Origin of the sequence: Frigoribacterium sp. Leaf186, assembly GCF_001423905.1 — a bacterium.
In the GTDB taxonomy this organism is placed as follows: domain Bacteria; phylum Actinomycetota; class Actinomycetes; order Actinomycetales; family Microbacteriaceae; genus Frigoribacterium.
In genome coordinates, this window is sequence record NZ_LMPQ01000012.1 from 119,398 (window position 1) to 145,101 (window position 25,704).

A 25,704-nucleotide genomic window follows, 5' to 3' on the forward strand; every position below is an offset into this window, starting at 1 on the left:
GGCGAGCGCTCCGGGGGAGTGCGTCAGTGGGTCGACGGCTCCGTCTCGATCTCGGAGCGGTCCCCGGACCAGAGGGTGTGGAACGTGCCCTCGTCGTCGACGCGCTGGTAGGTGTGCGCTCCGAAGAAGTCGCGCTGCCCCTGGATGAGCGAGGCGGGCAGGCGTTCGGACGCGAGCGAGTCGTAGTACGACAGCGCCGACGCGAACCCGGGGACGGGGATGCCCGAGAGCGCCGCCTTGGCGACGATGCGGCGCCAGGCGTCCTCTCCGTCGCGGACCGCCGCCGCGAAGTAGTCGTCCTCGAGCAGGGTCGCGATCGTCGCGTCCTTCTCGTAGGCGTCGACGATGCGGTTGAGGAACTGCGCGCGGATGATGCAGCCACCGCGCCAGATCTTGGCGATAGCGCCCTTGTCGATGTCCCAGTCGTACTCGTCGGCGCCGGCGATGATGGCGTCGAAGCCCTGGGCGTAGGCCACGATCTTCGAGGCGTAGAGCGCCTTCTGCACGTCGTCCTCGAAGCCGTCGCCGGCCTCCTGGATCTCGGGGCGCCCTTCGAGGGTCTTCTGCACGGCTGCGCGCTGGGTCGGCTTCGACGACACGGCGCGGGCGAAGACGGCCTCGGCGATGCCGCCGACGGGCACGCCCAGACCGACGCTGTTCTGCACCGTCCACACCCCGGTGCCCTTCGAGCCGGCCTGGTCGACGATCGAGTCGACGAGCGGCCCGCCGGTCTTTGCGTCGGTCTGACGGAGCACCTCGGCCGTGATCTCGATCAGGTACGACTCGAGCTCGCCCTTGTTCCACTCCTCGAACACCGAGGCGATGGCGGCGGGCTCGTGGCCGCCGACCCGACGCAGCAGGTCGTACGACTCGGCGATCAACTGCATGTCGGCGTACTCGATGCCGTTGTGGATCATCTTGACGAAGTGACCCGCGCCGTCGGCACCGACGTGCGTCACGCAGGGCTCGCCCTCGGCGACCGCGGCGATCGACGCCAAGATCGGGCCGAGCGTCTCGTAGGCCTCCTTCGAGCCGCCGGGCATGATCGACGGGCCCTTCAGCGCGCCCTCCTCACCACCCGAGATGCCGGCGCCGACGAAGTTCAGGCCGCGCTCCTTGAGGGCGGCCTCGCGGCGCCGAGTGTCCTGGAAGTTCGCGTTGCCGCCGTCGACGATGATGTCGCCCTCGTCGAACGCGTCGGCGAGCTGGTCGATGACGGCGTCGGTGCCGCGACCGGCCTGCACCATGATGATCGCGGTCCGCGGCTTCTGCAGTGAGGCCGCGAAGTCCTCGATCGACTTCGACGGGATGAAGCCCGCGTCGCCGTGCTCGTCCATGAGGGTGTCGGTGCGCTCGGGGGAGCGGTTGTAGACCGCGACGGTGTTGCCCTCGCGGCTGGCCAGGTTGCGTGCCAGGTTCGAGCCCATGACGGCCAGGCCGACGACTCCGATGTTTGCCTGTGGTCCTCCGTGTTCAGCCACGGTGCCTCCTTGTCGGTAGGGAACGGACCGACCATATGCCGCCCGGCCCGACGGCCGTCCAGGTGGCGCGTCGGGGTTCGTGGGTAGGTTCGGAGGGACGCCCGCCCGCCCGACGACCCGCCCTACGCCCCGCGACCCGCCCCGCCCCGCCCCGAGACGACCCGAGGACCCCGTGACCGAAGAAGCCCCTTTCCCGCCCGTCGTCGTGATGGGGGTGTCCGGCTCGGGCAAGTCGACCGTGGGCGAGCTGTTGTCCGAGACCCTGGGCGTGCCCTTCGTCGACGCGGACGACCTGCACCCCGAGGCCAACCGGCTCAAGATGGCCGAGGGGCACCCGCTCGACGACGACGACCGCCGGCCGTGGTTGCGCATCGTCGCCGAGCGCATCGCCGCGGCGGGAGACGACTCGGTCGTGGTGGCGTGCTCGTCGCTCAAGAAGTCGTACCGCGACGTCCTGCGCGAGGGTGACCCGCGCCTCCGGTTCGTCCACCTGACGGGCGTCCGCGACCTCGTCGCGCGCCGGCAGCGAGAGCGCAAGGGTCACTTCATGCCCGCGGGCCTGATGGAGTCGCAGTTCGCGACCCTCGAGCCGTTGACCGACGACGAGGCCGGGTTCGAGGTCGACGTCCGCCCCGGCCCCGACGACGTGGTGGCGGCCGTCGTGGCCCACCTCCGGGCCGTGCGGCGCGGCGAGCTCGAGCACTGACCGGGCGCCCTCGCGGGCGGACGAGCCCAGGAGGCGCGGGTTGGCGACACGCCCAGTCGACGTGTAACCTGGGCAGCTGAACCTCGGCGAGGGGTGCTCCGGCACCCGTGATCGACGCGGTAGGCAGGCGCTCGGTGCTCAGGCACCACTCGTGCAGCGGTGGTCGTCCCTCGGGCGGCGCCCCTCGGGTTGCGGGTCCTTCCTCACGCGATTCGCGTTCGAGTTGACACCGACCACACACCCCCGGGCCCTCGCGGGCCCCTGCAAGGAGACGACATGTCCGACCAGAACAACCTCAGCGCCCTGGTGCGCACCAGCTTCGGCAAGGGCGCTGCCCGCAAGATCCGCGCGAAGGACCAGATCCCCGCGGTCATCTACGGCCACGGCACCGACCCCCAGCACGTCACGCTGCCCGGCCACGAGACGATGCTCATCACGCGTCGCGCCAACGCCGTCATCACGCTCGACATCGAGGGCACGAACCAGCTCGCCCTCGTCAAGGACATCCAGCGCGACCCGGTCAAGCAGACCATCGAGCACATCGACCTCATCGTCGTCCGCCAGGGCGAGAAGGTCACCGTCCAGGTGCCCGTGCACGTCGAGGGCGAGTCGGCTCCCGGCACGATCCACGTCGTCGAGCTCAACGTCGTCGAGCTCGAGGTCGAGGCCACGCACATCCCGCAGAACGTCGTCGTCTCGATCGAGGGCCTCGAAGAGGGCGCGCAGGTCTCCGCCGCCGACCTCGTGCTGCCCAAGGGCGCGACCCTGGTCAGCGAGCCCGAGACCCTCGTGCTCGCCGTCTCGGTGCCCCAGCTCGACCTCACGACCGACGCCGTCTCGGACGAGGACGGCGAAGCCGCCGAGGCCGAGGGCGACGTCGACTCGATCGAGGACGAAGAGCGCTCCGAGTAACTCGGAACACCCCGAACACCCTGCCGGCGCAGATCCACTGAGAGAACGACGACCACGACGATGGCACTCGACGACCAGTGGCTCGTGGTCGGGCTCGGCAACCCCGGGCCCGGCTACGCCGGCAACAGGCACAACGTCGGGCAGATGGTGCTGGCCGAACTGGCCGACCGTCTCTCCGCCGGCTTCAAGAACCACCGCACGAACGCGACGGTCGCCGAGGGGCGCACCGCCCCCGGCGGCCCTCGCTTCGTGCTGGCCAAGCCCGCCACCTTCATGAACGTCTCGGGCGGCCCGACGCAGGCCCTGCTGCGCTACTACGACCTCGACGTCTCGCGGCTGATCGTCGTCCACGACGAGCTCGACATCGACTTCGACGTCGTCCGGCTGAAGCACGGCGGCGGCCACGGTGGTCACAACGGCATCCGCGACATCATCGCCGCGACCGGCTCGAACGAGTTCACCCGGGTGCGGGTGGGCATCGGCCGTCCCCCCGGCCGTCAGCCCGCCGCCGACTTCGTCCTCAAGGACTTCTCCTCCACCGAGCGCAAAGAGCTGCCGCTCCTGATCGGCGACGCGGCCGACGCGGTCGAGATGATCGCCACCGACGGGCTGACGGCGGCACAGCTCAAGTTCCACACCGCCAAGAGCTGAGCTGACCTCTCACCTCGACGGGCCGCCCATGGGTGTCGCCGTCAGCGAACCCCGGCCACGGTGTCGGTGGTGCCGCGTAACATCGTCCGGGTGATACTCGCGGGCTTGATCAAGGCGCTCTCGCGCGCCTCCACGTTCTCCGGCGCCCTCGACCGGGCCGCACGCAGCACCGACTTCTCGGTGGTCGACGGCCTCCGGGTGCCGCTGCTGGCAGGTCTGCTCGATCGTCGCGAGGGGCCGCAGGCCATGCTCGTCGTGACGGCGACCGGCCGCGAGTCCGAGGCGGTGCGAGGCTCTCTCGCCAGCTACCTGCCCGAGGCCGAGATCATCGAGTTCCCCGCGTGGGAGACCCTGCCGCACGAACGCCTCAGCCCGAGCGCCGAGACCGTCGGTCGGCGCATCCACGCCCTCCGGCGCCTCGCGACCTGGCAGGTCGAGGCGGTCGCCTCACCCGAGACCGTCCGTCCGATCGTGGTCGTGGCCGGCGTCCGGGCCGCCCTCCAGCCCCTCAGCGACAACCTGGCCGAGCTCGACCCGGTGCACCTGACCGTCGGCGAGAGGGGTCACGACCTCTCGGGCATCGCCGTGCACCTGGTCGACCTGGCGTACGCCCGGGTCGACATGGTGACCCGCCGAGGAGAGTTCGCCGTCCGCGGTGGCATCCTCGACGTCTTCCCGCCCACGGCAGAGCACCCGGTCCGCGTCGACTTCTTCGGTGACGAGGTCGACCAGATCCGACGCTTCTCGGTCGCCGACCAGCGCAGCCTCGACGGCGAGGTCACCTCGGTCGAGTTGCCGCCGAGCCGCGAGATGCTGCTGACCGAGGCCGTGCGACAACGCGCCCGCGAGATGCAGCACGAGTTCCCGAGCCTGTCGCAGATGCTCGCGAAGATCGCCGAGGGCATCCCGGTCGAGGGCATGGAGAGCCTGGCACCGGCCCTCGTGCACCGGCTGGTGCCGGTGACGCACTACCTGCCGGCGGGCGCCTCCATCGCCGTGCTGTCACCCGAGCGCGTCGTGTCGCGGGCGCAGAGCCTCGCCGAGACCAACCGCGAGTTCCTCTCCGCCGCCTGGAACGCCGCGACGGCCGGGGCCGAGGCCCCGATCGACCTCGACTCGGGTGACTTCCTCAGCCTGCGCGACCTGAGAGAGGCCGCGGGCGACCGGGCCTGGTTCACGATGAGCGGCTTCGACTCGGGCGAGGTGCTCTCGGACGACGAGGCGGTCGCCTCGGCCGGTGACTACGTGCGCGTCGACGCCGCCGTCGTGCCGAGCTTCAGCGGCCACGCCGAGGGTGCGCTCGAGCACGTCGTCGAGCGTGTCCGCGACGGGTGGAGCGTCGTCGTCACGGCCCGGGGCATCGGCCTGGTCGAACGGGCGCGCGACGTCCTCGCCGAGCGCGAGGTCGCTGCCCGCCTCGAAGACGACCTGCCCGAGACCCTCGAACCCGGGGTCGTGCACCTCGTGGCCGGCGGGGTCGAGGCCGGGTTCGAGCTGATCGAGTCCAAGATCGCCGTCCTCGGCGAATCCGACTTCTACGGGCGCTCGGCGAACTACGACTCCCGTCAGGTCAAGAAGCTCGCGACCCGACGCAAGAACGTCGTGGACCCGTTGCAGCTCAAGCCGGGTGACGTCGTGGTGCACTCCACCCACGGCATCGGCAAGTTCCTCGAGCTGACCAGCCGCGAGGTGTCGAGCGGCGGCAAGAACGCCGTCAAGCACTCGCGCGAGTACCTCGTCCTCGAGTACGCGCCCTCGAAGCGTGGCTACCCGGGCGACAAGCTGTACGTGCCGACCGACCAGCTCGACCTGCTCAGCCGCTACGTCGGCGGCGAGGCGCCGTCGCTCAGCAAGATGGGCGGCGGCGACTGGGCAGCCGCCAAGGGCAAGGCCCGCAAGGCCGTCCGCGACATCGCCGTCGAGCTCGTCAAGCTCTACTCCGCCCGCATGGCCAGCAAGGGTCACGCGTTCCCGCCCGACACCCCGTGGCAGCGCGAGCTCGAAGAGGCCTTCCCGTTCGCCGAGACGCCCGACCAGCTCACGACCATCGACGAGATCAAGGCCGACATGGAGCGGCCCATCCCGATGGACCGCCTGCTCTCGGGCGACGTGGGCTACGGCAAGACCGAGGTCGCCGTCCGGGCGGCCTTCAAGGCGATCCAAGACGGCAAGCAGGTCGTCATGCTCGTGCCGACGACCCTGCTCGTGAAGCAGCACTTCGACACCTTCAGCGACCGGTTCGCCGGGTTCCCCGTGCACCTGCGCAGCCTGAGCCGCTTCCAGACGGCGAAAGAGTCCAAAGAGACGATCGCGGGCCTCGGCGACGGCACCGTCGACATGGTCATCGGCACGCACCGCCTGCTCAGCGAGGGCATCTCGTACAAGGACGTCGGCCTCGTCATCATCGACGAAGAGCAGCGTTTCGGAGTCGAGCACAAAGACGCCCTGAAGAAGCTCAAGACCAACGTCGACATCCTCGCCATGTCGGCGACGCCGATCCCGAGGTCGCTCGAGATGGCCGTCACCGGCATCCGCGAGATGTCGACGCTCGCCACCCCGCCCGAAGACCGGCACCCGATCCTCACCTTCGTCGGCCCCGAGAGCGACCGCCAGAAGGCTGCCGCGATCCGACGCGAACTGCTGCGCGAGGGGCAGGTGTTCTACGTCCACAACCGGGTGTCGAGCATCAACCGCGTCGCGGCGCAGATCGCCGAGCTCGTGCCCGAGGCCCGTGTCGCCGTCGCGCACGGCCAGATGGCCGAGTCGACGCTCGAGCAGGTCATGGTCGACTTCTGGGAGCGCAAGTTCGACGTCCTCGTCTCGACCACCATCATCGAGACCGGCCTCGACATCGCGAACGCCAACACCCTGATCATCGACCGGGCCGACAAGTACGGGCTGAGCCAGCTGCACCAGTTGCGGGGTCGCGTCGGTCGTGGTCGCGAGCGCGGCTACGCGTACTTCCTCTACGACGCCGACAAGCCCCTCAGCGAGACGGCCCAAGACCGGCTCGAGACCATCGCGGCGAACAACGAGCTCGGCGCGGGCATGCAGGTGGCCCTGAAAGACCTCGAGATCCGCGGGGCCGGCAACCTGCTCGGTGGCGAGCAGTCCGGCCACATCGCCGGCGTCGGCTTCGACCTTTACCTGCGCATGATCGGCGAGGCCGTCAGCTCGTTCCGCGGTGACGTGGCCGAGGGGCAGACCGAGCTGCGGCTCGAACTGCCGGTCGACGCCCACGTGCCCGAAGAGTACGTCGAGAGCGAGCGCCTGCGTCTCGAGGCCTACCAGAAGCTCTCGACGGCGAGTTCGCCGACCTCGACAGACGACCAGATCGACGCCGTCCTCGACGAGCTCACCGACCGGTACGGCGAGCCCCCGGCCCCCGTCCTGGCGCTGATCGAGGTGTCGCGTCTGCGACGCGCCGCCCAGAAGGCCGGGCTCAGCGAGGTCGTGGTCATGGGCAGCAACCTGCGGGTGGCGGGCATCGACCTGCCCGACAGCATGCAGGTGCGGCTGCAGCGCATGTACCCGGGTGCGCGCTGGTTCGCCCAGGCCAACGCCGTCAGCGTCCCGCTGCCCAGGGCTCACGGCCAGGTGCCGACCGACGACGAGCTGATCGTCTGGGTCGAGCAGCTGCTGTCGGCGATCTACTCCGCACCGGTCGCCCGCCCCGCGACCGACACGGCGGCGGCGAGCTGACCGTGTCGGCCTGCCACGGTCGGGGGCCCTCGGGCCAGGAGGCGCGAGACGGTCTCGAGCCCGGGGCGGGTGCCGCGCTCGACGAGCTCGTCCGCGTGGTCGACGCCCTCCTCGCCGACGAGGGCGGCTGCGCCTGGAACCGGGCCCAGACCGCCGAGTCACTCGTGGCCTATCTCATCGAAGAGACCTCCGAGCTCGTCGAGGCCATCGAGGACGGTGCTCCCGGCGACGTGCGCGAAGAACTCGGGGACGTGCTCTACCAGGTGGTCTTGCACAGCGCGCTCGCTGCCCGCGCCTCCTCGGGCTCGTTCGATCTCGGTGACGTCGTGCGCGACGTCACCGACAAGACCGTTCGGCGGCACCCCCACGTGTTCGGAGCCGACCAGACCGCCGACCTCGACGACATCGTCCGCCTGTACTCGGCGGCCAAGGCCCGCGAGAAGGTCGGTCGGACGAGTGCCTACGACGGCGTGCCCGCCGGGCAGCCGGCCCTCGCCCGGGCCCAGAAGATCGACTCGAAGCGGGCCGCGACCGGAACGGCCCGGCCGTCGAGCAGTCAGGGCCAGGGCGCCGCGTCGCAGGCGGAGCAGTCGGCGTCGGCGATCGAGCTCGAGTGGGGGCGGGCGTTGCTCGTCCAGGTCGACGAGGCGACCGATCGCGGCATCGACGCCGAGCGCGCGCTGCGGGCGGCGGTCCGCGAGCGCGAGGCCGTGCTCCGGCGCGACGAAGCCGACGCGACGAATCAGGCGTCGGCGCCGCACCGTCACGGGCCGACGGGGGCGACACCGACGTGATCGCGGGCGATGGCGTCGAGGGGAACGAGCAGGTGCCCCCTCAACCCGAATGAGGGGGCACCTCGGCGTCGCCTGCTCAACCCGAATGAGCGGCGAGCCGTCGCTCGACCACCGGCCGACGAGGCCCTGGGCGTCGCCCCGGCCGGTGTGCGAGTGGTGTCCTCAATGTAGAGGACGAGTGTTGACATGTCAAAAGCCGACATGTCGGTCGACCTCACGGGGCGAGAGGTGAGGCGTCCGACGGGTCGTCAGGACGGCGTCCGGGGGCCGTTCCGATTCGGCCGGTCGGCCACGACAGACGTCTGTTATGGTCCACTACGACGACGGCGACCGCGCAGGGCGAGTCCGACTCGTCTGCACGAAGGAGCGGCACCATGCCTCGCAAACCCGATCCCACCCGCAAGCCCGAACTCCTCGGGCAGATCCTCGAACACCTTCGTGGTCGATCGCTCGCCACCGTGTCGTTCCGCACGCTGGCCGAGGCCCTCGGGGTCAGCACCTACGTCTTCGTCTACCACTTCGGCAACCGTGCCGAGCTGATCGCCGAGATCGTGCGCGCGGTCGTGGCCCGCAACGACGCGCTGCTCGCCGTCGAGGTCGGCGAGCTCGACCGTGAGGCCTTCTCGAAGCACCTCTCGAAGGTGTGGCACGACGTCTCCACCGAGCGTGGTCGCGACCTCCACCGACTCGAGCTCGAGGCCGCACTGCTCGAGACCGTCGCCGGCGAGACGGGGGGCACGGCCCAGAAGGCTGTCGGGCGCTGGGTCGAGCACGTCGCCGCCTGGGCGACGGCGAACGGTTCGACCCCGGCGGAAGCCAAGGTCGATGCCCGCGTCTTCGTGGACGCCCTCTTCGGGTTGCAGTACGACGCCATCGTCTCGGGCGAGAGTCGTCGCGCGTCGGCCGCCTACAAGCACGCGGTCGAGGCGTTCGTCACGAACGTCACGCAGGGCTGACCCCGACCGGGTGGAACCGGGCCGAGCGCACAGCGCCCGGCCCGGCCCGGGCCCTCACCGCAGGGAAGGGAGGGCCTCGAGGTGTGACCGACACGCAACCCGATTCGTGCCGACCACCCACAAGAACCATAACGTAGAATGTGACATGCCTGCAACTCGGCCCACGCGGCGAGCGTCGGTCGTCTCTGGGAAGATGTCTCCATGCCGAATCCCGTCACCCCGCCGCGCGGCATGCGCGACCACCTGCCTGCCGACAAGAGGCGCCGAGAGGGCGTCCTCTCGGTGATCCGGGGCATCTACCGGTCGTACGGCTTCGACGAGATCGAGACGCCCGTCGTCGAAGAGAGCTCGCGCCTCCATTCGGGTCTCGGCGGCGACAACGAGAAGCAGGTCTTCGCGGTCCTGAGGCGGGGGCTCGACCTCGACGACGTCCGGTCCGCCGAGAGCGTCCTCGGTCTCGCCGACCTCGGTCTCCGCTTCGACCTCACCGTGCCGCTCGCGCGGTTCTACGCCTCGCACCGCGCCGAACTGCCCGCCGTGTTCCGTTCGGTGCAGATCGCCCCGGTCTGGCGGGCCGAGCGTCCGCAGAAGGGCCGCTACCGCCAGTTCGTCCAGTGCGACATCGACGTCCTGGGCGAGGCGGGTCCGCTGGCCGAGATCGAGTTGATCCAGGCGACGTCCGCCGTGCTCGACGCGCTGGGGCTCACCGGCACGACCATCCGGGTGAACGACCGGCGCATCCTGATCGCCCTGCTGGCGCACTGGTCCGTGCCCGAGGCGCTGACCGACCAGGCCCTGATCGTGGTCGACAAGCTCGACAAGATCGGCGTCGACGGGGTCGTCGCCGAACTCGTCGAGCTGGGCGTGACCACCCCCGGACTCGCCGAGGCGCTGCGCGACCTGGCGGGCGCATCGTGGCAGACCGGCGAGGGTGACGGCGCGGCCTGGCTCGACCGTGAGGCCTTCGCCGACCTCGTCGCCCTGCGCGACGCCCTGCCCGGGTCCACCCTCGAGTTCGACCCGACCCTGGTCCGCGGCATGGGGTACTACACCGGCACGATCTTCGAGATCGCCCACCCCGACGTGCCGTACTCGCTGGGGGGCGGCGGTCGCTACGACGGCATGATCGGGCGCTTCCTCGGCAGCGACGTGCCCGCGGCCGGCTTCTCGCTGGGCTTCGAGCGCCTCGTCGACCTGGTCACGCTCGAGACCGACGACGACGAGGGCCTCGCGCTGGTCTACGACAAGAAGGTCGAGCCCGCCGAGTTGCTCGGCCTGCAACGCGAACTGCTCGCGGGGGGCGAACGACGCGTCCGCCTCGAGAAGCGGGCGAAGAACGTCACCAACCAGCTCGACGGCCTGGCCGCCGCCGGCTTCGGCCGGTTCGTGACCGTCCGGGGCGGCGAATCGGTCGCCGACCTCGAGATCCGCACGATCGGTTGACCCTCGCCGGACGGCCCGGCCACGAACCAGGGCAGGAGGCGCGGCTAAGCTGGTGACCGGACCTCGCGTCCCCAGACGAACGACTACTAAGGAGCTCTCCAGTGGCAGCAATCGACGCCGTAGGCGCCCGCGAAATCCTCGACTCGCGGGGCAACCCCACCGTCGAGGTCGAGGTCTTGCTCGAAGACGGAACGGTGTCGCGTGCGGCCGTCCCCTCCGGTGCATCGACCGGGGCCTTCGAGGCCTACGAGCTGCGCGACGGCGACGAGAGCCGTTACCTCGGCAAGGGCGTGCTCAAGGCCGTCGCCGCCGTCATCGACGAGATCGGCCCCGAGGTCGAGGGCCTCGACGCCACCGACCAGCGCCTGATCGACCAGGCCATGATCGAGCTCGACGGCACCGACAACAAGAAGCGCCTCGGGGCGAACGCCATCCTCGGCGTCTCGCTGGCCGTCGCCCGGGCCGCGGCCGACTCGGCCGACCTGCCCCTGTTCCGCTACATCGGCGGGCCCAACGCGCACACCCTGCCGGTGCCGATGCTCAACGTCATCAACGGCGGCTCGCACGCCGACAGCAACGTCGACATCCAGGAGTTCATGATCCTCCCCGTCGGCGCCTCGTCGTTCGCCGAGGCCCTGCAGTGGGGTGCCGAGACCTACCACGCCCTCAAGAGCGAGCTGAAGGCCAAGGGCCTGTCGACCGGTCTGGGCGACGAGGGCGGGTTCGCGCCGAACCTCGACAGCAACCGTGCCGCACTCGACCTGCTCGTCGAGGCCATCACCAAGGCCGGCTTCACCCCGGGCAAGGACCTCGCCCTCGGCCTCGACGTGGCCTCGAGCGAGTTCTACGCCGACGGCAGCTACACCTTCGAGGGCGAGAAGCGCGACTCGGCGTTCCTCGCGAACTACTACGCCGACCTCGTCGCGTCGTACCCCCTCGTGACCATCGAGGACCCCCTCGACGAAGACGACTGGGAGGGCTGGGCCCACCTCACGAGCGAGATCGGGTCGAAGACCCAGATCGTCGGCGACGACCTGTTCGTCACCAACCCCGAGCGTCTCGCCCGGGGCATCAAGGCCGGTGCCGCCAACTCGATCCTGGTCAAGGTCAACCAGATCGGCACGCTGACCGAGTCGCTCGACGCCGTCGCGCTCGCTCAGCGCAGCGGCTACACGACGGTGCTCTCGCACCGCTCGGGTGAGACGGAAGACACGACGATCGCCGACCTCGCCGTCGCGACCGACGCCGGCCAGATCAAGACCGGCGCGCCCGCCCGCAGCGAGCGGGTCGCCAAGTACAACCAGCTCCTCCGCATCGAAGAAGAGCTGGGCGACGCCGCCGTGTACGCCGGGTACAGCGCGTTCCCGCGCTTCTCCGCCTGACGCCACCCGCGCCTCCTCGGGGCCCGTCCTGCTCGCGCGGGGCGGGCCTCCGTCGTTCCCCAGAGACGTCCCTTAGGCTCGTGGCATGCCCCGTGAGACCTCGAACCGCCGTGTGCCGGTGACCCTGCCGGCCGGCGAGACGCCGACGGGCCACTGGCTGCGAAGCATCCGGTTCTCGGGCTTCAGCGTGCTCATGCTGGTGATCCTCGTCATGTTCGTCGTCATCCTGGCGCCGTCGTTGCGCACCCTGATCCAGCAGCAGCAGCAGATCGCCGCCCTTCAGGACGACGTGGAGCAGCAAGAGCAGTCGGTCGACGAGCTGAAAGAAGACGTCGCCCGGTGGAGCGACCCGGCGTACATCGAGGCGCAGGCGCGAGATCGCCTCCTCTACGTCTACCCCGGCGAGTACAGCTACCTGGTGATGGGCGACGACGCGGCCGAGGCCCCGGGCACGGCTCCGGGCACCGGCACGACGATCAGCGACTCGTTGCAGACCCCCCAGGTCGACTGGGTCGCGGCGATGACCTCGTCGGTGCTCGACGCCGGCCTGAGCGACGAACCCGCGACCGAACTCGTCGCCCCCGACATCAGCGGCAGCCAGGTGCCCGCCCCGACCTCCGACCAGACAGGCGGCACGCCGTGACCAGGCCCCCCTTCGACCCCGTGACCGACGACGACGTGCGCGCGGTGACGGTCCAGCTCGGCCGTCCGGCCCGCGACGTCATCGGCATCGCCGCGCGCTGCGCCTGCGGTGCGCCGACGGTCGTAGCGACCAAGCCGCGGCTGACCGACGGCACGCCGTTCCCGACGCTGTACTACCTGTGCCACCCCGCCGCCACGGCCGCGGTGTCGACCCTCGAGGCGACCGGCGTGATGGCCGAGTTCACGGCGATGCTCGAGAGCGACGCCGACCTGCGAGCGCGCTACCTCGCCGCCCACGAGTCCTACCTCGCCGACCGCGAGAGCATCGAACACGTCGACGAGATCGACCACGTGACGGCCGGCGGCATGCCCGAGCGGATCAAGTGCCTGCACGCCCTCGTCGGCCACTCCCTGGCGGCCGGGCCCGGCGTCAACCCCTTCGGTGACCTCGCCCTCGAGCGTGCGGCCTGGAGCCCCGACGTGTGCCGCTGCCGCGACCTCGTCACCGACGACCCGACGACGCTCGCCGTCGACGCGCTCGGCGGGGGAGCCTGACGCACGTGCGACGGTCCGGGGGGTTCGTGGCGGCTGCCGTCCTGGCGGCGCTCGTGGCGGCCGTCGTGCCGGCCTCGTCGGCCTCGGCCGACCAGGTGCGAGACGCCGAGTACTGGCTCTCCGACTACGGCATCCAGCGGGCCTGGCAGACGACGCGGGGTGCGGGGACGACCGTGGCCGTGATCGACACGGGCGTCGACTCGTCGGTCAGAGAACTGCAGGGCGCCGTCGTCGGGGGCACCGACGTATCGGGGCTCGGCTCGGCCGACGGCCAGACCCCGGTCGGCGAGGACCCGAACCACGGCACCCTGGTGGGCTCGATGGTCGCCGGCCGGGGCACGGGGCCCGGCGACGGCGTCATCGGCGTCGCACCCGAGGCCGACCTGCTGTCGGTCTCGGTCGGCTTCGGGTCGTCGGCCGTCGACTCCGACGACCAGATCGCCCGTGCCGTGCGGTGGGCCGTCGACGCGGGGGCGGACGTCATCAACATGTCGTTGACCCGCAACACGCTCGACTGGCCGACCAGCTGGGACGAGGCCTTCCTCTACGCCATGGACCACGACGTCGTCGTCGTCGCGGCCGCCGGCAACCGCGGCAGCGGCACGACCGAGGTCGGTGCACCGGCGACGATGCCCGGCGTGCTCACCGTCGCCGGCGTCGACCGACAGGGCACGGCCAGCTTCGACGCCTCGAGCCAGGGCATCACGATCGGCGTGGCCGCCCCGAGCGAGGACCTCGTCGGCGTGGGCCCGGGCGACGTCCACTACAGCTGGAGCGGCACGAGCGGTGCCACCCCCTTGGTGGCCGGCATCGTGGCCCTGGTCCGCAGCGCCCACCCCGAGCTCGACGCGGACGACGTCATCAACAGGGTCGTGTCCACGGCCACCCCGAAGGGCGACTCGACCCCCGACCCCCTCTACGGCTACGGGCTCGTCGACGCCGCCGCGGCCGTGACGGCCTCGGTGCCCGCGGTCACGGCCAACCCGATGGGCGACCTCTCCGAGTGGATCAGGGTGCACCGCCGGGCCGACGTGCCCGAGCCCTCGGCGCAGGCGACGAACCCCACGGACGAGGCCCCGGTCCCGACGCCGGTGCCCGATCCGGGTCAACCCCTGGCCGTGCTGCTGCCCACGGTCGAGACCATGCGCTCGACCGGCATCCCCCTGATCGTCTTCACGGTCTTCGGCGGGGCGGCGACCCTCGTCGCCCTCGGGGCGGTCCGTCAGTTCAGGCGGGCGCGGCGCTCGGGGTAAGGTCGTCTGCGACACCCCCACCTCAAGGAGACATTCGCCGTGCCCAAAATCCTGATCGTCGGCGGCGGCTACGCCGGTTTCTACACCGCCTGGAAGCTCGAGAAGTGGCTGCGTGCGGGCGAGGCCGAGGTCACGATCGTCGACCCGCTGCCCTACATGACGTACCAGCCGTTCCTGCCCGAGGTGGCGGCCGGCTCGATCGAGCCGCGTCACGCCGTCGTGGCCCTCCGTCGTCACCTCAAGAAGACGAACGTCGTCACGGCCAAGGTCACGGCCGTCGACCACGCCTCGAAGACCGCGACCATCACGCCCGAGGTGGGCGACGCGTGGACGGTGCAGTACGACCAGATCGTCATGACGGCCGGTGCCGTGTCCCGCACCTTCCCGATCCCGGGCGTGGCCGACGAGGCCATCGGCCTCAAGACCATCGAAGAGGCCGCGGCGATCCGCGACAAGGTGCTGACGAACTTCCAGAAGGCCGCCAACCTGCCTGCCGGGCCCGAGCGGGACCGACTGCTGACGGTGGTCGTCGTGGGCGGCGGCTTCGCCGGCATCGAGGTGTTCGCCGAGCTCCGCAGCTTCGCCAGCGACCTGCTGAAGAACTACCCCGACCTCACCATCGACGACACCCACTTCCACCTCGTCGAGGCGATGGGCCGCATCATGCCCGAGGTGTCGCTCGAGACGAGCCACTGGGTGCTGAAGAACCTCGCCGAGCGTGCCGCCACCGTGCACCTCGACACACAGCTGCAGTCGGCGGTGGGCGGCAAGATCGAGCTCTCGACCGGTGAGTCCTTCGAGTCCGACCTGATCGTCTGGACGGCCGGCGTCATGGCCAACCCGATGGTCCGGGGCACCGACTTCCCGCTCGAGCAGCGCGGGCGCATCACCGTCAAGGCCGACCTGCGCATCGTCGACGGCGAGACCGTCGTCCCCGACGCCTGGGCTTGCGGTGACGTCGCCGCCACCCCCGACCTCACCGGCAAGGGCGTCGGCGGTTTCTGCGTGCCGAACGCCCAGCACGCCGTCCGCATGGGCAAGCGCCTCGCGAAGAACATCGTCGCGTCACTTCGCGGCGAGGGGCTCGTGGACTACAAGCACGAGAACCTCGGTGCCGTCGCCGGCCTGGGCCTGAACGTCGGGGTCTTCCAGAGCGGCAAGTTCGCCATGAAGGGCTTCCCGGCCTGGGCAGCCCACCGCGGCTACCACGGCATGGCGATGCCCTCGTTCGAGCGCAAGTTCCGCGTCGTCGGCGGCTGGTGGAACAACTTCTGGCTGGGCCGCGACATCGTCTCGCTCGACAACCGCGAACGCCCTCGTGCGGCCTTCGAGGAGTTCGCCTCGCGGCCGAAGCCCGCCGTCGAGACGCCGGCCGAGGCTCCGGCCGCGGCCGTGGATGCCGGCGCGGGCCAGCCGGCCGGCGAGGCCGGCCCCGCCTACGCGAACCCGGTCGAAGACGACGGAACGGCCAAGAAGGGCACCGCCGAGGGGGGCGAGGCGTCGTCGAAGTCCGCCCGCAAGGCTCCCGCCCGGAAGCCCGCGGTCAAGTAGGCACCCTCCGCCGACCGATGGTCGAGCACGACCCGGACGCCCGCCCGCTGCCCCGCAGCGCGGCGGGCGTCCGCGTCTCGTAGGCTGGTCGCTCCGGGCCCCCGTAGCCCAATCGGCAGAGGCAGGCGACTTAAAATCGCCTCAGTCAGGGTTCGAGTCCCTGCGGGGGCACTCCCTCTGATGGTGCGCCGTGAGGTCGTCCACCGGCACCCGTCCTGAGTGGGTGCCACGAGGTGCTCCTCCACCGGCCCTCGCCGCGCTGCTGACGGCAACTCCGGCGATCGGCGGTGTCTCGTGCCGGATCGGAGCGGAGGCGCGTCGTTCTCCGGAGTTGCCGACCGTCGCGGCAGCTTGCAGGCGGGGAGGCGACGAAGCGACGAGGCACCGTTGCGACGAGGCACCGTGGCGGCCGGGTGTCAGGCGTCGGCCGGACCGTCCTCGACGTAGGTCGTCCAGAGCCAGACCGCGACGCAGAGGCCGGCGAGCACGACGGCAGCGACGACGGCACCGCCGACCGGGAACGCCGACGACGGGCCGCCCGCGAACACCGCGGCGGCCGTGCCCACTCCCACCACGGTGAGTGCGACGTGCAGGGGCCGGGACCAGGCCCAGAGGCGTCGACCCGGCAGCGACCCCACCGGGACGAGGGCGAGGACGAGCGATCCCAGCCCCGTCAGGCACACCGTCGCGCTGGTCTCGAGGGCGAGCTCGGTCGCGAACCCGCCGCTGCCCGGCAGGGCCCCGTGCGCTGCCCAGGCCGCGGTCGACACGACCACCAGGGCTGCGACCTGCACGAGCGCCACCAGCCCGTCGTCACGCTCGCTCGGCTCGTCGGCTCGACCGTGACGCGAGGTCGACGATGCGACCAGGCCGCCGACGAGCACCACCCCGAGCACGAGGGGAGGGTCGAGGCCGAGCAGGCGCGTGACGGCGCACGCGACGACGGCGACGAGCAGGAGGCGCGGTGACATCCGCACCCGCGACTCGCGTCCCAGCAGACGGGACGTCACGAGGGTCGGCACCACGACGGCGAGGGCGTTGACCAGTGCGACCCCGACGACGATGCCGGCGAAGAGGCGCGCGGAGCGGACCTCGCCGTCGAGACCGGCGGCGAGTCCCACGACGGCGGCCCCGGCCGCGATCGTGAGCGCGGCGGTGAGACGGGGGTCGAGCTGCGCGCTCGAGAACGAGGTGGGCGGCTCGAGGGGCCGGTTGCGGCCCGTCAGTCGCGGGCCACGACGGGGGAGGCGGCCCCGCAGGGCGGTGGCGAGGAGTCGGGCCGGCGCGACGACGAGCAGGACGAACGCGGCGGCGAGTCCGACGGCGAGCAGCCACCCCGTGCCGGTCATCGCCTGCCCCGGGGTCGGCAGGTCACGGCCGAACGTCGTCGCCGCGGCCCACGATCCCGTCACGGCCGGGGTGTCCGCCTCTTCGGTGCCGCCACCGTCGCCGGTGCCGCCCGGAGCGCCTCCTGACCCCTCACCGGGAAGGGGGGCGCCGGACGGCCCGGCGCCGGGGTCTGCCGGGGCACCCGGACTCGCCGTCGCGCCCGGGCCGGCCGAGGGCGCCGGTGCGGCCGTCGGCCCGGGAGGCGCGGTGGACGCCGCCGACGACGCGACGGTGACCGAGATGCTCGCGCTGGGCGGCCCCACGTTGACCGCGGCGTCGATCTGGGCGACCTGCACGAGGTGCGCGCCCTCGGCGAGGGCGGCGTCGGACGACGTGCAGCGCCAGGCACCGCCGACCACCGACGACTGACAGACGGGGGCGCTGTCGACGTACGCGGTCACGGTGGCGCCGTCCTCTCCCGTCCCGCTGAAACTCACGGGCTGTGCCGAGATGCGGTCGCCGTCGCGGGGGGAGAGGAGGACGGGTGCACCGGGGGCGTCGCGGTCGACCGAGACGGAGACGTCGGCCGAGGCCGCCGAGCGGGGGACCGCCGGCACGGACGCCGAAGTCTGCGTCGCTCGCACCGTGTAGCGCCCGGTGGGCCAGGAGGAGGCGGGGAGCACGACCGACCAGGCGCCGGTTCCGTCGGCCGTCGTGGAGACCGGCGCCGCGCCTCCGTCGATCGTGACCCGGGCGCCCGGATGCGCGGTTCCGCCGACCTTGCCGCCAGGGGCTGGCCCGCCCCGCACGGTCGGCGGACCGAGCACGGAGAACGCGGGGCTCACCCCGTCGGCGACCACGGCGGAGTTCGTGACGTCCCGGACCGTGAGGGTCTGGTCGGCGCCGTTCTCGAGCGTCACCGGGCACGACCATCCGACGGCGCCCGTGCCGCCGGTGGGGACGGCGACCTCGCAGAGCGCGCGGCTGGGGACGCGCGGGTCGAGCACCCGGAGGGTGGCGCCGGGGGTGCCCGTGCCGCCGACCACGACGTCGTTCACGTCGCGGTCGCCGACGTCGTCGAGGGTCGGAGCCGTCGGCTGGGGCCCGGGCTGACCGAGCGAGGGTTCGGGCGTCGGCGTGTCGGTGGGGTCGCCCGCCGCCCGGGCGACCGCGCCCGCCGACAGGGCCATCGAGAGCCCGAGCACGAGGGCGGCGAGCGTCGACGCGGCGCACCGCCGCCCACGCCGTCGGGGCGCGACCGGCGTGCGTCCGGCGACGGGGGCCGGCGGACGCATCGATGGCGGGGTCGGTGACTCGAACACTGTCACCCATTCAGCACGGTCTCGGGGTACAAGTCAATCGGCTGCGAGGAGGAGTCGCCGCGATCCGTGGTCGTCGTGAGTTGGCTCAGAGATCAGCCGGAGGGCAGGGACCCCACATGCGGCGCATTTATAGTGTCCCTCGGACCCCCGACCACCCGAACCAGGTGGCGAGCGACCATCGGGCGCCCCGGCGCCACCGGTCCACCACCTAGGAGTGACACGTCATGGAACCGGCCACGATCGGCATCTTGGTAGCGGCAGGCGTCATCGTCCTGCTCGCGGTCATCTTCGGCATCTACCTCTGGGCCACCTACAACTCGTTGGTGACGCTCAAGGTGCGCGTCGACGAGGCCTGGAGCGACATCACGGTGCAGCTCAAACGCCGCGCCGACCTGATCCCCAACATCATCGAAGCCGTGAAGGGCTACGCCTCGCACGAGTCGTCGGTGTTCCAGAACGTGACCGCGGCCCGCGCCGAGACGATCGGCGCCGGCACTCCGGCCGAGGCGTCGGCCGCCGAGGGGCACATGCAGACGGCCCTGAAGAGCATCTTCGCCGTCGCCGAGGCGTACCCGCAGTTGCAGGCGAGCCAGAACTTCTTGCAGTTGCAGTCCGAACTCGTCGACACCGAGGACAAGATCCAGGCCGCGCGCCGCTTCTACAACGGGGGAGTCCGAGAGTTCAACACCAAGAACCGGGTCTTCCCCAACTCGCTGTTCGCCAAGAGGCTCGGCTTCACCGAACGCGATTTCTTCGAGGTCTCCGAGCCCTCGGCGATCGCCGAACCGCCCCGCGTCCAGTTCTGACCCGGTCTTCCTGACGTCCCGTCGAGACCATGTACTCAGCGATCTCACGCAACAAGCGCAACACCGTCTTCATCGTCTTGATCTTCCTCGTGATCGTCGGGGCCCTCGGTTTCGCGGCGAGTGCGATCTGGAACAACGCGTCGATCGGGTTCCTCGTCCTGGGTGGCGCGGCCGTGTACGCGCTCGTCCAGTACTTCGCCGCCAGTGGCCAGGCCCTGTCGATGAGCAACGCCCAGCAGGTGGACGGCACGACGGCGCCACGCCTCTACCGGACGGTCGAGAACCTCAGCATCACCATGGGCATGCCGATGCCCAAGGTGTACGTGGTCGTCGACCCGGCTCCGAACGCCTTCGCCACGGGACGGGACCCCGAACACGCCGTCGTGGCGGCCACGACCGGGCTGCTCGAGATCATGGACGACGCCGAGCTGCAGGGCGTCATGGCCCATGAGCTCGGACACGTCAAGAACTACGACATCCGCGTCTCGACGATGGTCTTCGGCCTGGTCGTCGCCGTCGGGTTCCTCGCCGACGTCCTGCTGCGCATGTCGTTCTTCAGTGCCCTGACCGGCGGCAACCGCAACAACTCCAACGGTGGTGGTGGCGGCGGCAACCCGGTCTTCCTCGTGCTGGGCCTCGTGGCCATGCTCGTCGCGCCCCTCGCGGCCGCGGCCGTCCAGGCAGCCGTCTCGCGCCAACGCGAGTACCTCGCCGACGCCACCGGTGCCCTCACGACGCGCTACCCCGAAGGCCTCGCGCGGGCCCTCGAGAAACTGGGGTCGGCCGGCAGGCCGATGCGTCAGCAGAACACCTCGATGTCGCACCTCTGGATCAGCGACCCGATGAAGCCCGGCGTGATGGACCGCCTCTTCAGCACGCATCCGCCGCTCCACGACCGCGTCGCACGGTTGCGTCAGAACGCCGGCACCTTCTAGCCGGCACGTTCGGGTCGGTAGGCGCTAGTCGGCGCCCTAGGCGTCGGGCGCGTCGGGCGCGCCGTCGGCGTCGGGGGCCCCGGTGGCCTCGACGGGACCGGCGACGGCCGGTCGGAGGGCGCCGGCGAGGTCGCCGCGGTCTTCGACCTCGATCGAGGTGAGCCCCTGCCAGCCGGCGGCACGACGCAGGGTAGCGGCCAACAGGTCGACGTCGACCGCGAGGTCGCGTTCCCGCCAGGCGGACTGCACCCGGAGGACCCCTGCCCGACGATCGCTCTTCAGGTCGACCCGCCCGACGAGCTGATCGCCCTGGAGGACGGGCAGCACGTAGTACCCGTGGATGCGCTTCTCGCGGGGGGTGTAGATCTCGATGCGGTAATGGAATCCGAACAGGCGCTCGGCTCGTGGCCGGTGCCACACGACCGGGTCGAACGGAGACAGCACGGCGTCGGACTCGAGAGCACGGGGCACGCGCGCGTCGCGGTGCAGCCACGCGGTCGGGCCCCACCCGGGGACGACGACGGGCTCGACCACGCCCTCGTCGTGCAGTTCACGGAGTGCGGGCACCACGTCGGCGGACTTCAACCGGAAGTAGTCGGCGAGGTCAGAGGTCGTGGCGACCCCGAAGGCCCGGGCTGCGTGGGCCACGAGGCGCCGGTGCGATTCGTGGCGGTCGACGTCGACGGCCAGCACGTCGGCGGGGAGCACCTGCTCGGGAAGGGCGTAGACCCGCTCGAACCGTCGCCGTCCCGCGCTGACCAGCGCGCCCGTCCGGAACAGGGACTCGAGACCGCGCTTCACGTCACCCCAGCCCCACCACGGGCCGGTGCGGTCGGGCCGCGGGAACACCGCGGCGTCGGCCTCGACCAGACTGGCGGGGAGGGGGCCCTTGTCGCGGATCTCGTCGAGCAGCCAGCGCTCCATGCGGGGGCTCGTCGACAGCCACGACGAGGCGTCACCCCGCCACTTCGATTCGTGGTCGTGCATCCGGAAGCGGAACAGGGGCCAGGTCGAGACGGGCACGATGGCCGCCTCGTGGGCCCAGTACTCGACGTACCGGCCGCGGGGAGCGAAGGTGAGGCGGTCGAGGGTGGCTCGGTCGTAGGAGCCCAGGCGGGCGAACGCCGGCAGGTAGTGGCTGCGTTCGAAGACGTTCACCGAGTCGATCTGCAGCAGGCCGAGTCGGTCGACGAGGGAGTTGAGTTGGCGGGCGCCCGGGCGGACCGCGGCGTCGACGGGGCGGCCGAACCCCTGCGCCGCGAGGGCGACACGGCGGGCCTGGGCGGGGGAGAGCTGCTGACGGGGCACGCGGACGACTGTAGTGACGGCCATCGACGCGCGCCGCGCCTCCTGGTCGACGTCTCGCCCCAGGCGTCACATGCCCCTGCGGGCATGTGGACGGGTAGGTGAGGCGCCCCTCAGGGCCATAAACTGACGCGATGATCTGGCGGAACCGCCCCACGAGCGGCGACGAGACGCGGGGTGACGCGGCGGGCAGCCGCACGGCCGGCCCCGTCGCCGACCCGTCGGTGCCGCGGGGCATGGTCATCGCGGGGGCCTGGTCGTGGCGCATCCTGCTGCTCGTGGCCGTGGCCGGCGTGCTCGTCTGGCTGGTCACGCAGTTGCGGGTCATCGTCATCCCGTTCTTGGTCGCGTTGCTCGTCTCGGCCCTGCTCGTGCCGCTGTCGGCCTGGCTGCAGCGCCACCGGTGGCCCAAGGGGCTCGCGATCGTGACCGTCCTGGTCGGGTTCCTCGTCGTGGTGTCCGGCCTCGTCGTGCTCGTGGTGCTGCAGATCGTCGACGGCTGGCCGTCCCTGCGTGATCGGTCCGTCGCCTCGTACGGCGACTTCAAGGACTTCTTGCTCACGTCGCCGTTGCACCTCACCGAGGGGCAGATCAACGGCTACCTGTCCGACGCGGTGGCCGCGGTGCAGCAAGACAGCCAGCCGCTCGTGCGGGGTGCCCTGTCGGTGGGGTCCACCGCGGGCCACGTCGGGGCAGGGCTCGTGCTCGCCCTCTTCGCGACGATCTTCGTGCTGGTGGGTGGTGCCGAGATCTGGCGCTGGGTGGTCCGGCTGTTCCCCCGGGCGTCGCGTCCTGCCGTCGACGGCGCGGGGCGCGCCGGATGGCTCACCCTGACGAACTTCGTCAAGGTGCAGATCTTCGTCGCGTTCGTCGACGCCGTCGGCATCGGGCTGGGTGCGCTCTTCCTCGGCCTGCCCCTCGTGGCCCCGATCGCGATCGCGGTGTTCCTGGGGTCGTTCGTTCCCGTCGTGGGTGCCGTGGCGACCGGGGCGATCGCCGTCGTCATCGCGCTCGTCTACAACGGCTGGGTCGTCGCCCTGCTCATGCTCGCCGTGGTCATCGTCGTGCAGCAGATCGAAGGGCACCTGTTGCAGCCGTTCGTCATGGGCAGCGCCGTCAAGGTGCACCCGCTGGCCGTCGTCTTCGCGGTCGCGGCCGGCACCCTCGTCGCCGGCATCCCCGGGGCCCTCTTCGCGGTGCCGTTCGTGGCCGTGCTGAACGTCATGATCACCTACGTCGCGAGGGGCACCTGGCGCGAGACGCCTCGCCCCGTCGAGAACGACGTCACCCGACCCGGAGGCCTCACCGATGTCTGACCGCACCCTGGCAGGTCCCACCCTCACCGAGATCGAGGAGGCGCGTGAACGCGTCTCGCAGGTCGTCCGCGTCACCCCGATGGAGACCTCGCAGTACCTCGCCGACGTGCTCGGCTCAGCCGTGCACCTCAAGTGTGAGAACCTGCAACGGACCGGCTCGTACAAGATCCGCGGGGCCTACAACCGCCTCACGCAGTTGTCCGACGACGAGAAGGCCCGAGGCGTCGTGGCCGCCTCGGCCGGCAACCACGCCCAGGGCGTCGCCCTGGCCGCGCGCGAACTCGGCATCAAGGCGACGATCTTCATGCCGGTGGGCGTCGCCCTGCCGAAGTTGCAGGCGACCCGCCACTACGGAGCCGACGTCGTGCTGCGGGGGCACGCGGTCGAGCAGTCCCTCCGGGCCGCGCAGGAGTTCGCCGACACCACCGGCGCCGTGTTCATCCCGCCGTTCGACCACGCCGACGTCGTCGCAGGCCAGGGCACGCTGGGCCTCGAGATCCTCGAGCAGGTCCCCGACGTCGACACGGTGATCGTTCCGGTCGGCGGGGGTGGGCTCGCGGCCGGAGTGGCCAGCGCCCTCAAGCAGAGCGCTGCGCTCACGGGGCGCGACGTCCGCATCATCGGCGTGCAGGCGGCCAACGCCGCTCCGTACGCCGTCTCGATGAAGCTCGGCGTCCGCACCGACATCGACGCGCAGCCCACGATCGCCGACGGCATCGCGGTGGCGAGGCCCGGCGTGCTCAACTTCGAGATCATCCGCGAGACCGTCGACGAGATCGTGACGGTCAGCGACGACGACACGGCCCGCGCGATGCTCGTGCTGCTCGAGCGCGCCAAACTCGTCGTGGAGGCCGCCGGTGCGGTGGGCATCGCCGCCATCCTCACCGAGCAGGTGCGTGACCTGGGCACCACCGTGGTGATCTTGAGCGGTGGCAACATCGACCCGCTGATGATGGAGCGCGTCATCGGTCGAGGCCTCGCGGCCGCCGCCCGGTACGTCAAGCTGCGCATCGGCATGCCCGACCGCCCGGGTCAGCTCACGCGGGTCAGCGAGGTGCTGTCCGACGCCAACGCCAACGTCGTCGAGGTGCTGCACACCCGCCACGGGCGGGGGCTGCAGATCAGCGAGGTCGAACTCGAGCTCAGCATCGAGACCCGAGGGCCCGACCACGTCGACGAGGTGCTGCAGCGACTGCGCGACGCCGGGTACGAACCCAACGTCGACTTCTGAGCCACGTCTGCGTGACCCGGCTCGCGCCTCCTGACCCGGCCGCGCCTCGTGGCCGATTCCGTGCCTCCTGACGCCGCCCGCGCCTCCTGCTGCTGGCCGCTCCCTGCGGCGCATGGCGACGTCGGCGGCGTCGGCAACTCAGGCGAACGACGTGCTCCGGGCGTCGTGAGGCCGGCAGCAGCGTCGTTCTCCTGAGTTGCCGGCGGGCCCGGCGTGAGCGTGCCGGGGGCGGCTCCGCACCAGGCACAGCGCGGAACGAGGTGCGCGGCCCGTCGTCGGGTACGGCCCACAGGACGCCGAAGGCCCCCGCTCGCGTCCAGCGGGGGCCTTCGTGACGTGACCTACGGCTGGTAGGTCTCGACCTTCGTGACCGTGACCGAGATGTCTTTGCCGTTGGGTGCGGTGTAGCTGGTCGTCGTGCCGACCTTGACCCCGTTGATGGCCTGGCCGAGCGGGCTGGTCTCGCTGTAGACCGAGAGGTCGCTGCCGGCGGCGATGATCTCGCGGTTGCCGAGGAGGAACGTGCTCTCGTCACCGGCGATGGTCGCCGTGACCACGGTGCCGGGCCCGACGATGCCGTCGGCCGCCGTCGAGTCGCCCACGGTCGCGTGCTTCAGCAGGTTGGTCAGCGTGCGGATGCGCGCCTCCATCTTGCCCTGCTCGTCCTTCGCGGCGTGGTAGCCGCCGTTCTCCTTCAGGTCGCCCTCTTCGCGGGCGGCCTCGATGCGCGACGCGATCTCTCGGCGCCCCTCGCCACTGAGGGTGTCGAGCTCGGCTCGAAGACGGTCGCGGGCGTCGGTGGTGAGCCAGGTGGTCTCGTTGTCAGTGCTCATGGTGTCTCCGTTTCGTGCGGCGGTCGTACCCGGACGGGCGGGTCGAGCCGAGGAGGCGCGGTGCCGGGAGCCGGGGCGAGGTCGCCCACCGAAAAAAGGAGACCGGCCGAGTGGCCGGTCTCGTCGTGCGATTCCGAGCAGTCTAGGGAAGCCAGCACCGGTAGATCAAGCCCGTGACGGCGCGCTCGGAGGTGGCGAGCGAGGTCGTGTAGGTCACCGACCGCCGTTCGGACGCGGGGAGGTGGACGATCTTCCAGCCGACGACGGCGAAGCCGCTGTTCTGGGCCTCGACGGCGCAGTCGACGGCCCGGCCGGTGTCGGCGGTCACGGTGTACTGCACCTCGACGGCCCGGTCGGAGGTCACCTGGTAGCCGACGTCCGCCGACTCGAGCTGCGACGAGGTGCCGTCGAACGCGGCGAAGACGACCCAGGCGGCGAACACCACGACGAAGGCCACGGCGACGGAGAGGCCCACGACCAGACGTCGGCGGCGCCCACGCGGGGAACGCCCGTAGCGGGCGTCGAGGCGCGCAGAGGGTGGGGTGACACGGGGCGTGGACGTCACGCGGATCTCCGTCCGATTAAGCTGTCCTCAGGGT

Annotated in this window: 21 protein-coding genes and 1 tRNA gene; 17 read left to right on the plus strand and 5 right to left on the minus strand. The window is 71.2% G+C overall.

The window, feature by feature from the left end; genetic code table 11:
* Nucleotides 1-23: 23 nt before the first annotated feature.
* Nucleotides 24-1,481 carry an NADP-dependent phosphogluconate dehydrogenase gene (gene gndA, locus ASG05_RS13685; protein WP_082486811.1) on the minus strand — a complete coding sequence of 486 codons (1,458 nt, stop codon included), beginning with the start codon at nt 1,479-1,481 and terminating at the stop codon, nt 24-26.
* A 172-nt stretch (nt 1,482-1,653) separates the two neighbouring features.
* Between gndA and ASG05_RS13690 the strand changes: the two genes are divergently transcribed.
* From ASG05_RS13690 to ASG05_RS13750, 13 genes are all read left to right on the plus strand, one after another.
* Nucleotides 1,654-2,187, plus strand: coding sequence for a gluconokinase (locus tag ASG05_RS13690; RefSeq protein ID WP_235491524.1), 534 nt, complete (start codon nt 1,654-1,656; stop codon nt 2,185-2,187).
* 276 nt (nt 2,188-2,463) lie between these two features.
* Nucleotides 2,464-3,099, plus strand: a complete 636-nt coding sequence (locus ASG05_RS13695) for a 50S ribosomal protein L25/general stress protein Ctc (protein WP_055974197.1) — start codon at nt 2,464-2,466, stop codon at nt 3,097-3,099.
* Between the two features lie 60 nt (nt 3,100-3,159).
* Nucleotides 3,160-3,750: an aminoacyl-tRNA hydrolase gene (gene pth / locus ASG05_RS13700; protein ID WP_056262010.1), complete on the plus strand. Its 591-nt coding sequence runs from the start codon at nt 3,160-3,162 to the stop codon at nt 3,748-3,750.
* A 90-nt stretch (nt 3,751-3,840) separates the two neighbouring features.
* Nucleotides 3,841-7,452 carry a transcription-repair coupling factor gene (gene mfd / locus ASG05_RS13705; protein WP_056262013.1) on the plus strand — a complete coding sequence of 1,204 codons (3,612 nt, stop codon included), beginning with the start codon at nt 3,841-3,843 and terminating at the stop codon, nt 7,450-7,452.
* Between the two features lie 2 nt (nt 7,453-7,454).
* Nucleotides 7,455-8,246: a MazG nucleotide pyrophosphohydrolase domain-containing protein gene (locus ASG05_RS13710; protein ID WP_056262016.1), complete on the plus strand. Its 792-nt coding sequence runs from the start codon at nt 7,455-7,457 to the stop codon at nt 8,244-8,246.
* A gap of 374 nt (nt 8,247-8,620) precedes the next feature.
* Nucleotides 8,621-9,202: a TetR/AcrR family transcriptional regulator gene (locus ASG05_RS13715; RefSeq protein ID WP_056262021.1), complete on the plus strand. Its 582-nt coding sequence runs from the start codon at nt 8,621-8,623 to the stop codon at nt 9,200-9,202.
* 201 nt (nt 9,203-9,403) lie between these two features.
* Nucleotides 9,404-10,645 carry a histidine--tRNA ligase gene (gene hisS, locus ASG05_RS13720; RefSeq protein WP_056262026.1) on the plus strand — a complete coding sequence of 414 codons (1,242 nt, stop codon included), beginning with the start codon at nt 9,404-9,406 and terminating at the stop codon, nt 10,643-10,645.
* Nucleotides 10,646-10,746: 101 nt separating this feature from the next.
* Nucleotides 10,747-12,027 (plus strand): phosphopyruvate hydratase, encoded by a 1,281-nt coding sequence (gene eno, locus ASG05_RS13725; RefSeq protein WP_056262030.1) that lies wholly within the window; start codon nt 10,747-10,749, stop codon nt 12,025-12,027.
* Nucleotides 12,028-12,112: 85 nt separating this feature from the next.
* Nucleotides 12,113-12,670: a septum formation initiator family protein gene (locus ASG05_RS13730; RefSeq protein WP_056262033.1), complete on the plus strand. Its 558-nt coding sequence runs from the start codon at nt 12,113-12,115 to the stop codon at nt 12,668-12,670.
* Complete coding sequence (locus ASG05_RS13735) at nt 12,667-13,224, plus strand: DUF501 domain-containing protein (RefSeq protein WP_056262036.1); 558 nt, start codon at nt 12,667-12,669, stop codon at nt 13,222-13,224. The genes ASG05_RS13730 and ASG05_RS13735 overlap by 4 nt, the downstream gene beginning before the upstream one ends.
* 5 nt (nt 13,225-13,229) lie before the next feature.
* Entirely contained in the window at nt 13,230-14,477 is a 1,248-nt protein-coding gene (locus tag ASG05_RS13740; protein ID WP_082486812.1) for a S8 family serine peptidase, read from the plus strand.
* A 39-nt stretch (nt 14,478-14,516) separates the two neighbouring features.
* Complete coding sequence (locus ASG05_RS13745; RefSeq protein ID WP_082486813.1) at nt 14,517-16,028, plus strand: NAD(P)/FAD-dependent oxidoreductase; 1,512 nt, start codon at nt 14,517-14,519, stop codon at nt 16,026-16,028.
* Between the two features lie 97 nt (nt 16,029-16,125).
* Nucleotides 16,126-16,199: transfer RNA gene (locus ASG05_RS13750), tRNA-Leu, on the plus strand.
* A 245-nt stretch (nt 16,200-16,444) separates the two neighbouring features.
* Here the strand turns inward: ASG05_RS13750 and ASG05_RS13755 are convergent.
* On the minus strand, nt 16,445-18,652 hold the full coding sequence (locus ASG05_RS13755) for a hypothetical protein (RefSeq protein ID WP_056262039.1): 2,208 nt from the start codon (nt 18,650-18,652) through the stop codon (nt 16,445-16,447).
* Between the two features lie 251 nt (nt 18,653-18,903).
* Here ASG05_RS13755 and ASG05_RS13760 point away from each other — a divergent pair, with 251 nt between their 5' ends.
* Nucleotides 18,904-19,485, plus strand: a complete 582-nt coding sequence (locus tag ASG05_RS13760) for a LemA family protein (protein ID WP_056262043.1) — start codon at nt 18,904-18,906, stop codon at nt 19,483-19,485.
* A gap of 29 nt (nt 19,486-19,514) precedes the next feature.
* On the plus strand, nt 19,515-20,420 hold the full coding sequence (locus tag ASG05_RS13765; protein WP_056262047.1) for a M48 family metalloprotease: 906 nt from the start codon (nt 19,515-19,517) through the stop codon (nt 20,418-20,420).
* Nucleotides 20,421-20,456: 36 nt separating this feature from the next.
* Here ASG05_RS13765 and ASG05_RS13770 read toward each other — a convergent pair whose 3' ends face one another.
* Nucleotides 20,457-21,728 carry a winged helix-turn-helix domain-containing protein gene (locus tag ASG05_RS13770; RefSeq protein WP_235491525.1) on the minus strand — a complete coding sequence of 424 codons (1,272 nt, stop codon included), beginning with the start codon at nt 21,726-21,728 and terminating at the stop codon, nt 20,457-20,459.
* 131 nt (nt 21,729-21,859) lie between these two features.
* Between ASG05_RS13770 and ASG05_RS13775 the strand changes: the two genes are divergently transcribed.
* Both ASG05_RS13775 and ilvA read left to right on the plus strand, forming a co-directional pair.
* Nucleotides 21,860-23,041 (plus strand): AI-2E family transporter, encoded by a 1,182-nt coding sequence (locus ASG05_RS13775; protein WP_082486814.1) that lies wholly within the window; start codon nt 21,860-21,862, stop codon nt 23,039-23,041.
* Nucleotides 23,034-24,272: a threonine ammonia-lyase gene (gene ilvA, locus ASG05_RS13780; RefSeq protein ID WP_056262055.1), complete on the plus strand. Its 1,239-nt coding sequence runs from the start codon at nt 23,034-23,036 to the stop codon at nt 24,270-24,272. Before ASG05_RS13775 ends, ilvA begins: the two co-directional genes overlap by 8 nt.
* Nucleotides 24,273-24,613: 341 nt before the next feature.
* On the opposite strand, the gene greA is transcribed toward ilvA, so the two are convergent.
* Nucleotides 24,614-25,105, minus strand: a complete 492-nt coding sequence (gene greA, locus ASG05_RS13785; RefSeq protein ID WP_056262058.1) for a transcription elongation factor GreA — start codon at nt 25,103-25,105, stop codon at nt 24,614-24,616.
* Between the two features lie 142 nt (nt 25,106-25,247).
* Complete coding sequence (locus tag ASG05_RS13790) at nt 25,248-25,670, minus strand: DUF4307 domain-containing protein (protein ID WP_255354562.1); 423 nt, start codon at nt 25,668-25,670, stop codon at nt 25,248-25,250.
* Nucleotides 25,671-25,704 lie beyond the last annotated feature (34 nt).

Bases quoted from the DNA above. Each gene is read 5' to 3' on its own strand.
- pth (WP_056262010.1), top strand. From the start codon at position 3,160: ATGGCACTCGACGACCAGTGGCTCGTGGTCGGGCTCGGCAACCCCGGG.
- ASG05_RS13695 (WP_055974197.1), top strand. From the start codon at position 2,464: ATGTCCGACCAGAACAACCTCAGCGCCCTGGTGCGCACCAGCTTCGGC.
- ASG05_RS13730 (WP_056262033.1), top strand. From the start codon at position 12,113: ATGCCCCGTGAGACCTCGAACCGCCGTGTGCCGGTGACCCTGCCGGCC.
- greA (WP_056262058.1), bottom strand. From the start codon at position 25,105: ATGAGCACTGACAACGAGACCACCTGGCTCACCACCGACGCCCGCGAC.
- ASG05_RS13765 (WP_056262047.1), top strand. From the start codon at position 19,515: ATGTACTCAGCGATCTCACGCAACAAGCGCAACACCGTCTTCATCGTC.
- ilvA (WP_056262055.1), top strand. From the start codon at position 23,034: ATGTCTGACCGCACCCTGGCAGGTCCCACCCTCACCGAGATCGAGGAG.
- ASG05_RS13775 (WP_082486814.1), top strand. From the start codon at position 21,860: ATGATCTGGCGGAACCGCCCCACGAGCGGCGACGAGACGCGGGGTGAC.
- ASG05_RS13760 (WP_056262043.1), top strand. From the start codon at position 18,904: ATGGAACCGGCCACGATCGGCATCTTGGTAGCGGCAGGCGTCATCGTC.
- hisS (WP_056262026.1), top strand. From the start codon at position 9,404: ATGCCGAATCCCGTCACCCCGCCGCGCGGCATGCGCGACCACCTGCCT.
- ASG05_RS13755 (WP_056262039.1), bottom strand. From the start codon at position 18,652: ATGCGTCCGCCGGCCCCCGTCGCCGGACGCACGCCGGTCGCGCCCCGA.
- ASG05_RS13715 (WP_056262021.1), top strand. From the start codon at position 8,621: ATGCCTCGCAAACCCGATCCCACCCGCAAGCCCGAACTCCTCGGGCAG.